Annotated in this window: 10 protein-coding genes; 8 read left to right on the forward strand and 2 right to left on the reverse strand. The window is 46.4% G+C overall.

Annotation, left to right across the window (positions count from 1 at the left end; genetic code table 11):
- The first annotated feature begins 34 nt into the window (after nucleotides 1-34).
- The 3 genes from H7708_RS01755 (at nucleotide 35) to H7708_RS01765 (ending at nucleotide 1,798) form a co-directional block, all read left to right on the forward strand.
- Complete coding sequence (locus H7708_RS01755; RefSeq protein ID WP_223668744.1) at nucleotides 35-877, forward strand: hypothetical protein; 843 nt, start codon at nucleotides 35-37, stop codon at nucleotides 875-877.
- On the forward strand, nucleotides 864-1,256 hold the full coding sequence (locus tag H7708_RS01760) for a hypothetical protein (protein ID WP_223668745.1): 393 nt from the start codon (nucleotides 864-866) through the stop codon (nucleotides 1,254-1,256). Before H7708_RS01755 ends, H7708_RS01760 begins: the two co-directional genes overlap by 14 nt.
- A gap of 77 nt (nucleotides 1,257-1,333) precedes the next feature.
- The gene (locus tag H7708_RS01765) at nucleotides 1,334-1,798 is read left to right on the forward strand and encodes a DUF4442 domain-containing protein (RefSeq protein ID WP_223668746.1); all 465 of its coding nucleotides are present in this window, start codon (nucleotides 1,334-1,336) and stop codon (nucleotides 1,796-1,798) included.
- Between the two features lie 29 nt (nucleotides 1,799-1,827).
- Here H7708_RS01765 and H7708_RS01770 read toward each other — a convergent pair whose 3' ends face one another.
- Nucleotides 1,828-3,183 carry a M24 family metallopeptidase gene (locus H7708_RS01770; RefSeq protein WP_223668747.1) on the reverse strand — a complete coding sequence of 452 codons (1,356 nt, stop codon included), beginning with the start codon at nucleotides 3,181-3,183 and terminating at the stop codon, nucleotides 1,828-1,830.
- Between the two features lie 235 nt (nucleotides 3,184-3,418).
- Between H7708_RS01770 and H7708_RS01775 the strand changes: the two genes are divergently transcribed.
- Genes H7708_RS01775 through H7708_RS01790 form a run of 4 tightly spaced genes read left to right on the forward strand, consistent with a single transcriptional unit; the run spans nucleotide 3,419 to nucleotide 9,732 of the window.
- Nucleotides 3,419-3,985: a TetR/AcrR family transcriptional regulator gene (locus H7708_RS01775; protein WP_223668748.1), complete on the forward strand. Its 567-nt coding sequence runs from the start codon at nucleotides 3,419-3,421 to the stop codon at nucleotides 3,983-3,985.
- A gap of 16 nt (nucleotides 3,986-4,001) precedes the next feature.
- Nucleotides 4,002-5,141 (forward strand): efflux RND transporter periplasmic adaptor subunit, encoded by a 1,140-nt coding sequence (locus H7708_RS01780; RefSeq protein ID WP_223668749.1) that lies wholly within the window; start codon nucleotides 4,002-4,004, stop codon nucleotides 5,139-5,141.
- A gap of 9 nt (nucleotides 5,142-5,150) precedes the next feature.
- Nucleotides 5,151-8,291 (forward strand): multidrug efflux RND transporter permease subunit, encoded by a 3,141-nt coding sequence (locus H7708_RS01785; RefSeq protein WP_223668750.1) that lies wholly within the window; start codon nucleotides 5,151-5,153, stop codon nucleotides 8,289-8,291.
- Nucleotides 8,284-9,732, forward strand: a complete 1,449-nt coding sequence (locus H7708_RS01790; RefSeq protein WP_223668751.1) for an efflux transporter outer membrane subunit — start codon at nucleotides 8,284-8,286, stop codon at nucleotides 9,730-9,732. Before H7708_RS01785 ends, H7708_RS01790 begins: the two co-directional genes overlap by 8 nt.
- A 235-nt stretch (nucleotides 9,733-9,967) precedes the next feature.
- On the opposite strand, the gene H7708_RS01795 is transcribed toward H7708_RS01790, so the two are convergent.
- Nucleotides 9,968-11,014 (reverse strand): AI-2E family transporter, encoded by a 1,047-nt coding sequence (locus H7708_RS01795; protein WP_223668752.1) that lies wholly within the window; start codon nucleotides 11,012-11,014, stop codon nucleotides 9,968-9,970.
- A 99-nt stretch (nucleotides 11,015-11,113) separates the two neighbouring features.
- Here H7708_RS01795 and H7708_RS01800 point away from each other — a divergent pair, with 99 nt between their 5' ends.
- Nucleotides 11,114-11,923 (forward strand): TatD family hydrolase, encoded by an 810-nt coding sequence (locus H7708_RS01800; protein WP_223668753.1) that lies wholly within the window; start codon nucleotides 11,114-11,116, stop codon nucleotides 11,921-11,923.
- Nucleotides 11,924-11,933: the final 10 nt, after the last annotated feature.

Consider the following 11,933-nt stretch of genomic DNA (forward strand, 5'->3'; position numbering starts at 1 on the left):
TTATAATTTTCAAAACTTCGCTGTAATCAAAGACATGGAAAGCACAGAATACACGGACATAACGGCTGCTTTAAAGCAAGATACATACCGGCAAAAACTACTCATCAGCGATAAAGCAAAAACTGTAATTGATAAACTACCTAATATTAGTAGAAATATCCTCTCTAATCAGTTATCAGTAATTGCCAAGAAAAGTGTCAGTTGGATAAGGCCGTACACATTTATAATAAAACTGCATAATTCAGTTTTATTATTAACCGCCCTTAAAGATGCAAAAATAAATGCAACAAAAATTCAAAGCGCTGAAAATTTATCAATATCCAAGCAATATCCTATGGGAATGAGCCCCAAAGATGCAAAAAAACTGGATGACTGTATCGCGGATACACACTGTATTGGGATTAACTACACCCGTTCTGATAACCATAAAAATATCAATTATATTTTTTCCAAACGAAACTCATTGATATTTCACGAAATTGACAACTTTAATCATGAAGAATGGAAAACTCAGGAAACACTATTTGGGCAAGGGAGTGTTGCCGACTTTTCTGCAGGAAATCAGATTATCATAGGTATCAAAGGCTCTGCCTCACCACTACCAACTCAGGCATCGCCCGTTCAAGTTGACAGCTACCCTTATGATCGCAAAAACAAGCAGCTCATCAAGACAAAACCCAAACACAATCCGTCTCAAGGGTATATTGCGCCTCTGACTGGCGCTTTAAAAGATGAGGAGTTTTATTTGTTTAAAGCAGCCATCCTGCATTTGTATGGGCAGCGCTGGATAGTAGAAATTCCCCGACATGAAAGTGCCCACGGCAATACACAAGGTTATACTGTTCGAATTTTGGTGAAAAAAAATGACAAGAAATAATTATCTAAAAATTGCCCTAGTTATTTCGTTAATAGCTCTAATAAGCGCTATAAGTTCTCATGGTATTTACACATTTTACCTACAGAATGGATTCCCCAAGTTTCAGTCACAGCTTGAACTGGGCATCATCGCTTTAGCGATACTTTTTATTGTGCTACCTGCATTATCCGTTATTGGGTTATTACTAAAAAAAATCTGGGGAATTCTGCCGTTAGCACTTTTTCCTATTGTAGCCACCGTTTTTAGTGTTAGTACGTTACCTTTCATATCACAAGTTTTTCCTGTAGGAAGTGTTCGAAGCATAATTATTATAGTTATTAATATCTTATTTTTTCTCGTTACAGTTTATATCGGTGTAAAATCTTTCAGGCAACAGTAATAAATAATCCTCTCTATTGCACACACTGATAGTATCTGCTTCAATAAGTTCACCAAATCTTTTTATTTACAGCCTAAATGAAAGCATTAAAACCGAAAACTCTTAAACGAGTCTTAAACTGTTGGCCGCCATTTTGGGCCTCAGGTATTCGTGTCACAGAGCTAGCCGACGACTGGTCTTTCGCCAAAGCTCGTCTACGCAAACGCTGGTATAACCGTAACTATGTCAATACTCATTATGGCGGCTCTCTGTTTTCCATGACCGATCCGTTTTACATGTTACTGTTTTTGCATCAAATGGGACGTGACTATGTGGTCTGGGATAAGAAATCAGAAATAAAATTTATCAAGCCCGGGCGTAAGGATGTATTCGCTGAGTTCAAAATTCATGATCAGCAGGTTAATAAGTTTAAACAACAATTAACCACACAAGACAAAATTGAGCCCGTTTTTGAGGTGGATATTATGGATACTGACGACATTTTAATTGCCAAGGTATGGAAGACGATTCATATTTCAAAGAAAAGCAAGGCAGCTCATTAGGCTGCCTTTTATTCTATTTCAAGAAAATCCTACCGCACAAAATGCCACTTTGTCTGCCTACCTCCGAGATAAATCACCTTATCACCATCGAACAAGGCTGACTGCTCGAGCATAATTTGTATTAATTGATCATCCCACTCTGGCAGCTCCACTTTAACATTTCCCTCAATGGCATAAGCGGTATTATCATACAGTGGCCGCTCCCCCTTTACTGGCGTCGGCCCCTGATTATCCCACATGCCAACAGTTGGACCGACTGCATGCCCGACATACCCTATTGGATGAGTATAGGTACTCGAGTTTATGCCAGCATCTCTTGAAGCCTGCTGGGTTGCTTGTAAAACTTCATTGCCACTACGACCGGTCTGGAATTGTTCAGTCAGAATGTTTTGCCATCGGTTGCCCACAGCTAAAGCTTCCACCAACCCTTGTGGCACAGAGGACTCCCCGAATTTTGCCACATATCCCATCTCCTGCGTATCCGTACACAGTCTCAAATAACAGATACCAACATCCGTATGAATAATATCGCCCGGTAGAATGGTGCGATTGGATTTACCAAAGAAAGGAGAATCTTCATCGTTTTCATCTCCGCGCCTTTGCACTGTCACATACGGCTGAAACCAAGGCCTTAAGCCTAATGCTTCAAATCGCTCTCGGATGTACCAGGCAACGTCTTGATCAGTGGTTACTCCCGGCGCAATCACTTTATCGGAAAAAGCCTCAGCGATAACTCCACGGGCTATCTTCACAATATGCGGATAGACTTCCAGCTCAGGCTCTGTCCGCGTTTCAAACCAACGGATAACAAGCTCTTCGGCGCTAACCAGTCGCTGTTGATACTTTATGGGAAGGTAATCTATCAAGTTTTTATAAAGACCTTGCGATAAACCATCAGCAACAGCCCACTCCTGGCTGACATTAATCCCAATCTTCTTCGGTCCATATTCTTTAATAATTTCGGCTAACCGCTGCCACTGCTCTTTGTCTGTACCTCCCTGCCAGCGTGTTTCATAAAAACCTTTTATCGGATAACGACTAACACTAAAACGCTCAACCTGCTCCCCGTTTTTAACGAAAACCAATAGCGTTGTACGTCGTGCAGCAAACGTCGGCTCCGGTACTAGCGTATAGAATAGTGTATCTTCACCGTATTCGCGGTTAATCACCAACCACATATCCAGATCGGACTGCTGCATCAGCCGAGGCAGTAAATGTTCCAGTCGGTACTCCAGTATTTGATTAATTGGTGAAACTCGCTCCCTCGGTGACAACACGTTAGGCATTGACTCGACCACAATGCCCTGCTCATAATTTTCTGCTAAAACTTGAACTGAAGCACTAATACAGACAAGTAATACTATATAAAATCTAAATTTATTCATCGAGCCCCTCTATCTGTAATTAATTTATCCACCATATAAAATATAAAAATATCGAAACGATTCTTTTTTATTTTCAGTACCTTAACGATACTACCATGCTAAAACCTGGTGTCTATTCATTCCTATCAGGGCCAAGAGTTAACTCAAGTGTCACACACTTTTTACAAATTTAACCTTGCGTCACACCAGCTCCCCGCCTAAAATGAATGAACGTTCATTTTAGAATATCATTGATATGTCCAAGAAACACCAAATTCTTGAGGCAGCGATTCGTTTATTTGTAGAACGCGGCCTGCAAGGCTCTTCCATGGCTCTGGTTGCAAAAGAGGCAGAAGTAGCTACGGGCAGCGTTTATAACTACTTCGAGGGGAAGGAACACCTGATTAACGAATGCTTCCTCTACGTAAAACAACAGGAAGTGACGTTTTTACTCGAGCACCATAATCGTGAAGCAAGTTATGAACAACGTTTTCGCAACGTTTATACCAACACGATCCGATTCATGCTGGATAACTGCCCTTACTTCCGATTTATACATTTGTATGCGTTCTCTCCTGTGATATTGGAGGAAACGCGAGATAAGTTACACCCACTTTACGAGCCGTTTATCAAGCTATATGCAGACGCTTATGAAGATGGTGCCATACGCTCACCAGACGTATTGGAACAACATTTATCGATTTATGGTGGCATCAGTTACTTAATGCACTATCACTATGTACATCAGGAAGAAATCACCGAAGAAAGAATTGAATTTATGGTCGACTTTGCCTGGGCTGCACTACGCAACCCCAAGCAATAAGCCCGAAGGAACTGTTATGAGAAAAGTAACCCTATTAAGTACATTAATTATCGCAGCAACTATCAGCACCAGCTTTGCTGCTGAAGAAGCCCAGCAGCAAAAACCGCAGGCAGTACCGGTACAGGTGGCTGAAGTGACAGCAGATACCACTACCATCACCCAAAACTTACCAGGTCGTGTCGTAGCGATTCGAACGGCCGAAGTACGCGCCCGAGTCGACGGCATCCTCGAAAAGCGAATTTTCACCGAAGGTGAAGATGTGAAAAAAGGTCAGCCACTGTTTCAGATTGATGACCGCGTCATGAAAGCCAACGTTGCAGCTGCCAAAGCAGATTTAAGTACGGCTCGAGCACAACAAAAGCTTAACCAGCAGACGTTAAAACGTTATGCCGACTTATTGAAACAAGGTGCCGTCAGTCAACAGGAGTACGATACCTATGTCGCGCAAAATCAACAGGGCGAAGCCATGGTTGAACAAGCCAGGGCACAACTGAATAAAGCACAAATCAGTCTGGATTATGCCACGGTGGAAGCTCCCATCTCTGGTCGCATCGGACGCGCTCTCGTCACCGAAGGTGCGCTGGTCAGCGCCTCGGCAGCAACACACTTAGCAACCATTGAGCAGCTGGATGAGGTTTATGTAGACTTCACCCGCTCGGCAACTGAAATCAATAAACTGCGCGAATTATTCGCTGGTTCAGATGCCACCGACTCCAGCTCGCAACAGGTCGAGATTCTGTTTAACGACGGTACACCTTACGAACACCCCGGCAAGCTCGAATTTTCAAGCTTATCGGTAAACCCAGACACTGGCTCGGTGCTCCTGCGTGCAACCGTGAAAAACCCTGCTCACAAGTTGTTGCCGGGCATGTTTGTTCGCGTTAAGGCGCCTGTGGCTGACTCACAGACACTGTTACAAGTGCCACAAAAAGCCGTTCAGGTCACTGCACAGGGTGCAATGGTGAAAGTCGTCAAAGACGGCAAGCTGGCCATGCAGCCTGTGGAGCTTGGTCCGATGATGGGACAAGGCTGGGTTATTAAGAGCGGTCTTAAAGCTGGCGATCAGGTAATTGTCAGTAATACCCAGTTCCTACAGCCGGGAACACCTGTACAAGTTTTGCCGAACAAACCACAAGCGACGCACACGCAAAAGTAGGGAACTCATATGGCACAGTTTTTTATTAACCGCCCCATCTTTGCATGGGTGATATCACTGTTGATACTACTCGGAGGCGCTCTGGCGATCCAGAATCTGCCAGTGATGGCCTATCCGGATATTTCACCACCGCAAGTCACGGTGACAGCAACTTATCCAGGTGCGTCAGCTAAGGTTATCGAAGATACGGTCACCAGTGTGATTGAAGAGGAAATGAATGGTATCGAGGGCTTACGTTATATCAAGTCAGAAAGCTCACGTACCGGCACTTCGACCATTGTTTTAACCTTTGCTACCGGAACTGACACCGATATTGCCGGTGTAGAGGTACAAAACCGGCTCAAGCGCGTTGAGGCACGACTACCAGCATCTGTGCGCACTCAAGGTGTGAACATTGATAAAACACGACCTGACTTTTTGATGGTTGTATCGCTCTACTCTCCTAACGGTACCCACGGCGCCACTGACTTAGGTGATTATGTGGATCGTGCTCTGTTAGGTGAAATGCGACGAATTGATGGTATCGGTAGCGCACAGCTTTTCAGCTCAACCTACGCCATGCGCGTCTGGGTCGACCCCAAAAAAATGGCCTCTTATGCCATTACACCGAGCGAAATATCACAAGCGATTCGCGATCAGAATGCACAGCTGGCGACTGGCGAACTTGGCTCATTACCATCACCGAGTAAGCAGCAAATTAACGCTACGATCTTAGTCCCTTCGCGCCTGTCGACACCGGAGGAGTTTGGGAACATTATCCTCCGCTCATCTACCGAAGGTGCTGTTGTGCGCCTCAAAGATGTAGCTGAAATCGAGCGTGGAGCGAATAGTTATGGTTCGGCAGCCATGCTGAATGGCCAGGACTCTGCCGCCTTTGCCTTAAAGCTGAGCAATAACGGTAATGCCTTAGAGGCTGCGGAAGCCGTTAAAGCTAAGATGACCGAGCTTGAGCAATACTTCCCCGAAGATGTCGAGTGGGTGATTCCATACGACACATCCATTTTCGTCGAAGGTTCGATTAGTCAGGTAGTACAAACGCTGATCGAGGCCGTGTTCCTGGTCACACTGGTTATGTTCCTGTTCCTGCAAAGCTGGCGCACCACCATTATCCCATTAATTGTAGTCCCAGTATCATTGATTGGTACCGGCATGGGACTTTACCTGCTTGGCTTCTCGATTAATATGCTGACCATGTTTGCCATGGTGCTGGCCATCGGTATTGTGGTCGATGATGCCATTATCGTAGTCGAGAATATCAAACGTATTCTGGATGAAGAAGATATCGGGCCGTATCAGGCCACCAAGAAAGCCATGAAACAGATTTCTGGCGCGATTATCGGTACCACGGCAGTACTGGTTGCGGTATTTATTCCGATGGCCTTCTTTACAGGCTCGGTCGGACGAATTTACCAGCAGTTCTCTTTGACCATCGTGCTGAGCGTTTCGATCTCAGCCTTCCTGTCGCTGTCGCTCAGCCCAGCCGTTGCACAGGGCTTACTCAAAGCAGAAAAAGAAGGCAAAAAAGAATGGGCACCATTCCGTTGGTTCAATCTCGGTTTTGGTAAATTTACTGACGTCTATATGTCCTGTGTGAAGAAGCTGTTCAGTAAAATGGGCCTGATCGTTACTATGGCAGTATTCGCCCTGATCACCGCTTTTGTTGGCTGGCGCTTCGCCAGTATGCCAACGGGCTTTGTACCGTCTGAGGATCAGGGTTTTATCGTCGCCTCATCGTTAATGCCATCGGGTTCTACTCGCTCCAGAACCTTGGAGCTAACCGAAAAAACCGACGCCTGGTTCCTTGAGCAGCCCGAGGTCGAACGTATTATCACCGTAGCGGGCTTCAGCTTCTTCGGTACCGGACAAAACACCTCGATTACGTTCGTTAACTTAAAGCCCTGGGAAGCACGTGAAGAGATGCGGAATGCCGATGAACTGGCGGCAGCAGCCACGGCTGAGTTTATGAAGTATCCGCAAGGCAACACCTTTGCCTTTAATATGCCACCGATTCCAGGACTGGGTAACAGCAGCGGTTTTGACTTCCAGCTGCAGGACAAGTCTGGTGTCGGCATACAGCAACTGATTGGCTCGGCTTATCAGCTCATTGGCATGGCCTCGCAGTCAGGCAAGTTTGCGGAAATCCGTCCTGACACGCTACCACCGGCACCGCTACTGACCTTCGAAGTCGACAGGATCAAAGCCCGTTCCTTAGGTGTCGATATCGGCGAGCTAAACAACACGCTGCAAATTGCCTTAGGTTCTGCCTATATCAACGACTATGTTGAGGGTCAAAAAGTGCGTCAGGTCTGGTTACAGTCGGATGCTGAAACACGCTCCACGCCAGAAGAAATTCTGAGCATGCAGATCCGCAACAATCAGGGTGAACTGGTAAACCTGTCAGAAGTTGCAACCGCCAAATGGACCGAAGCACCGGCTAAGTTGACTCGATATAACGGACAGCCGTCAATACCCTTAACTGGCAGTGGTGCTCCTGGCTTTAGTTCCGGGGATATCATGCAACTGATGGAACAGTTCGCCGAGAACCTGCCAAAAGGTGTCGGTTACGAATGGTCGGGGCAATCACTGGAAGAAAAGGTAGCGGGTAATCAGACGACCCTGCTATTCAGCTTATCCTTCCTGGTCATTTTCCTGGTGCTGGCCGCACTGTATGAAAGCTGGTCCGTACCATTAGCTGTCGTGCTGGTCGTGCCGCTCGGCATTTTAGGCTCGATTCTGTTTACCGAACTGAGTTCTATGCCGAATGACATCTACTTTAAAGTAGGTTTAATCACCATTATCGGTTTGTCAGCGAAAAACGCGATTCTGATTGTTGAGTTCGCCCGAGAAGCCCAGGGTGAAGGCAAGAGTGCGTTAGAGGCTGTCATAGAAGCCTGTAAATTACGTCTCCGTCCGATCCTGATGACATCGCTGGCATTTATCATGGGCGTATTCCCGCTGGTCATAGCCACAGGCGCAGGCTCCGCCAGCCGCCAGGCGATTGGTACCAGTGTGATGGGCGGTATGATTTCTGCTGCAGCGTTGGCAATTTTCTTCGTCCCAGTATTCTACTTACTGGTGCGCAAGATATTCCCAAGAAAGCTAAAACATTACGAACTCGCCGCCAAAGGCATGGAGATCAAAGATGACTAAGAATAGTGTAGCCCGTGTTACAGCCTTGGCAGCCAGCTTGATTTTGTCAGGCTGCATATCCATGGGGCCGGCTAATGAGCGACCACAGGCTTCAATTGAACAAAGCTTCGGGCAGCTGCCTGAAGCGCCTCATGCCGCGTTTACTCTCGACGCCTGGCAAGAGTTTTTCCCTGACACTAATGCTCGCTTGATGATCAAAACTGCGCTGGAATCAAACACTGATCTGCGCATTGCCATTGCTCGTATGGCAGAGCTCGAAGGGCGCTATCAAATTCAGCGTGAGGACTTATTTCCCTCAATCAACGGTGAAGTAAACCAGATGCGCAGCCAGAACTCCATCAATGTGGAAGGCAATGACAACCTGGTCGATGTCTATAATGCGAAGGTAGGTTTAGTATCTTACGAGCTTGATCTATTTGGTCGTGTTCGTTCTTTAAATGATGCAGCATTAGCTCAGTACCTTTCAGGGGTTGAGGCAGCCAGATCCGTTAAGCTCAGTATCATCGCACAAACGGCTAACGCCTATTACAGCTGGGTATCAGCTCACCGCAGCCTTAACTTGGCCGAACAGACGTTGCAAAGTCGCCAGGATAGCCTCGACTTAATCCAAAAACGTTTAGACACTGGAATCGCCAGTGAGTTGGATCTGGCACAGGCACAGGCTTCACTGGCGACGGTGAGAGCACAGAAAGCTCAGTTCGAGCGTGCTCATGCCGCGGCCAAGAGTGCTCTGGAGCTGCTTCTGGGAAAACCGTTAGCTTCTCTAAACCTGGATACGAAAGAGCTACAGCTGACTGAAATGGCGCTCGAGCTTCCTGCAAGCATCGGCTCTGAAGTATTACTCTCTCGCCCCGACGTCCTTGCCGCCGAGCAAAGCCTTTACGCCGCCAATGCCAACATTGGTGCAGCGCGGGCTGCCTTTTTCCCTTCGATTACTCTAACAGGGGATTATGGGTTCTCCAGCACCGAGTTCGACAGTTTGTTTGGGAGCGACTCCAATACCTGGAGCTTTATGCCGTCGATACGTATTCCCATTTTTGGTAACGCCCTTCAGGCCAATCTAGACGTCGCCAATGCACAACAGCAACGACTGGTTGCAGAGTACGAAAAAGCGGTACAGCAAGCCTTTTCAGAAGTCTACCAGCTAACCACCAATAGCTCGACCTATGTTGGCGAACTGGAGGCCAACCGCTCTTTAGTTAAAGCTCAACGCAAGCGACTGGCGTTAGCTGAAGCGAAATACAAAGCAGGCTTGGCCAGTTATCTTGAAGTGCTCAACGCACAGCAGGATAAATTTAGCGCTGAGCAGGCACTACTGGAAACCGAACGAGCTCAGCTGGCCAATGTTATTTCACTGTACAAAGCACTAGGTGGTGGTGACAAGGTAGTGACCTATGAACCAACACAGCAGAAAAACGACAACAATAACGATGTTGATTAACCAGACAGGCAGTAGTCTCTAAATACTGCACTTCCCCCGCTTTCCCCAGCTCCGCTGGGGAATTTTTTGCATGCTGAAGATAAACCTGTCATCGAGCCCATAAATGCTCTAAAAATACTCCCTGCGATCCTGGTTCAGGATAAGATCAACTCTAATTAAACTCACAACCAACCGGCACGGATCCACTTTCATAGGGATACCAATTTTATCTACTTCATGAAATGCGTAAAACAGGTCACTTATCACCCAGCATAATACTAATCCACTGGGTCTCTTTATTACTATCCAGAATAATTTTAACTATAATGGTTAGCGGTACCGATAGTAACATTCCCACCGGCCCAAGAACCCAGCCCCAAAACAATAGCGACAGGAACACGATCAAAGTCGACAGCCCCAGCCCTTTGCCCATAAATTTTGGCTCTACAATATTACCCACAACAAAATTAACCAAAAGATAACCTGCCGCAACCAGTAATGGGGTTGAAATAGAATCTTGAGTTAACCATGCCATCAACACCGCAGGGATTGCCGCAATGATCGAACCGATATTAGGCACAAAGTTAAATATAAAGGCGACCAGTCCCCAGACAAAAGGATATTCCACATCCAGAATAACGAGCCAGGAGCTAATCAATACACCTGTGAGCAAACTGACAATCGACTTAATGGTGGCGTAGCGTTTAATCTTCTGGATCACCTCATTCAAGCCCGTATGCGCTTTACTTTCAGCCTTCGGAAAGGCCCGCTGCATCTTCTCGCCGAAGACGCTGGCCTCCATGAGCAGGAAGATCGAAGTCAGGACGATTAAAAACACATTACTGACCATTCCGCCCAAGCCATTGAGCACCGATGCCGAAAGACTCATGATGGTGCTGGGGGAAAAGCGCTCGGCGAGTGACTCCTCTGGAATATTGAAACCGAGTCCTTCCAGCCAAAGCAATACTCCTGCAAATTTATCCTTCAACATTAACTCATACTCAGGTAGCTTCACCGAAAACTGCTCTACCGAATTACCGATAAAGCGCCCCATCAGGAAAAAGAGCCCTGACATTAAGAGAACGACTAAAATCATGGCAATCCAGTCTGGCAAAGTTTTGCTGGTTTTCGGAATGTTAAGGTTCGCTAACGCAAAATATAACGGTCCAATAATAATGGAAACGAACAACGACAGGATAACGGGTACCACAAAGCTGCTGGCAGCTTTAAGTCCGGCAATAATAATAAAAGTCGCGGCAATGGATAGCAGCACATTAGTGACTCGACTTGTCTCAATCGTCATGGGACTCCCTGAGTTAATAGGTATAATTTCTGTTGAAAATAGTTTATAACAAGAACTCAAAAGCACAAACCACAATACAACATTTATAACGACAAGCGTATGCAGTTTATTGATATTGGTGTCAACCTTACCAACAAGCGTTTTAATGATGACATGGATGCAGTGATACAAAGAGCCCATGCCGTAGGTGTTACTCATCAGATTATTACCGGGACATCACCAAAGGAAAGCGAGCAGGCTTTCGAGCTCACGACCAAATATCCCGGCTTATATTCAACCGTCGGCTGTCATCCACACGATGCCAAAGACTTTCAGCCAAATGATTTAGCACGGCTCAGACAACTACTTTCTAACGACAGAGTTGTCGCCGTTGGTGAGTGTGGTCTGGATTTCAACCGCAACTTTTCACCGCAAGAAACTCAGATAGACGTTTTTCAGCAGCAACTAAAACTGGCCTGTGAACTACAAAAACCATTATTCATTCATGAAAGAGATGCTGGCGACACGATGCTCGAGTTTTTGGAGCACTATAGCGACCAGTTACCGCCTGTCGTGATACATTGCTTCACAGGCTCTCGCGAAAGTCTGGAGCAATATATCGCCATGGGGTTATACATTGGGATCACTGGATGGATTTGTGATGAACGCCGTGGTCAGGGGCTGGCCCAGATGGTGGATACCATTCCCAATGACAGGCTGATGCTTGAAACCGACGCCCCTTACTTAACGCCGCGCGACTTAACACGGGAGCAAAAGAAGCAGCTACAGGGCAATCGTAACGAACCATGTCTATTACCGCACGTAGCCCAAAAAGTTGCACAATGTCGACGACAGCCACTCAAAGAGCTGGCTGCCGATTGCTATAACAATACCGTTCGTTTCTTTAATTTATCGCTTAAAACATACTAGCCAGGGAAGG

Origin of the sequence: Kangiella shandongensis (assembly GCF_020005365.1) — a bacterium.
Classification (GTDB): Bacteria; Pseudomonadota; Gammaproteobacteria; order Enterobacterales; family Kangiellaceae; genus Kangiella; species Kangiella shandongensis.

Coding starts and splice junctions, on each gene's coding strand:
- H7708_RS01755 (WP_223668744.1), top strand. CDS start 35: ATGGAAAGCACAGAATACACGGACATAACGGCTGCTTTAAAGCAAGAT.
- H7708_RS01760 (WP_223668745.1), top strand. CDS start 864: ATGACAAGAAATAATTATCTAAAAATTGCCCTAGTTATTTCGTTAATA.
- H7708_RS01765 (WP_223668746.1), top strand. CDS start 1,334: ATGAAAGCATTAAAACCGAAAACTCTTAAACGAGTCTTAAACTGTTGG.
- H7708_RS01770 (WP_223668747.1), bottom strand. CDS start 3,183: ATGAATAAATTTAGATTTTATATAGTATTACTTGTCTGTATTAGTGCT.
- H7708_RS01775 (WP_223668748.1), top strand. CDS start 3,419: ATGTCCAAGAAACACCAAATTCTTGAGGCAGCGATTCGTTTATTTGTA.
- H7708_RS01780 (WP_223668749.1), top strand. CDS start 4,002: ATGAGAAAAGTAACCCTATTAAGTACATTAATTATCGCAGCAACTATC.
- H7708_RS01785 (WP_223668750.1), top strand. CDS start 5,151: ATGGCACAGTTTTTTATTAACCGCCCCATCTTTGCATGGGTGATATCA.
- H7708_RS01790 (WP_223668751.1), top strand. CDS start 8,284: ATGACTAAGAATAGTGTAGCCCGTGTTACAGCCTTGGCAGCCAGCTTG.
- H7708_RS01795 (WP_223668752.1), bottom strand. CDS start 11,014: ATGACGATTGAGACAAGTCGAGTCACTAATGTGCTGCTATCCATTGCC.
- H7708_RS01800 (WP_223668753.1), top strand. CDS start 11,114: ATGCAGTTTATTGATATTGGTGTCAACCTTACCAACAAGCGTTTTAAT.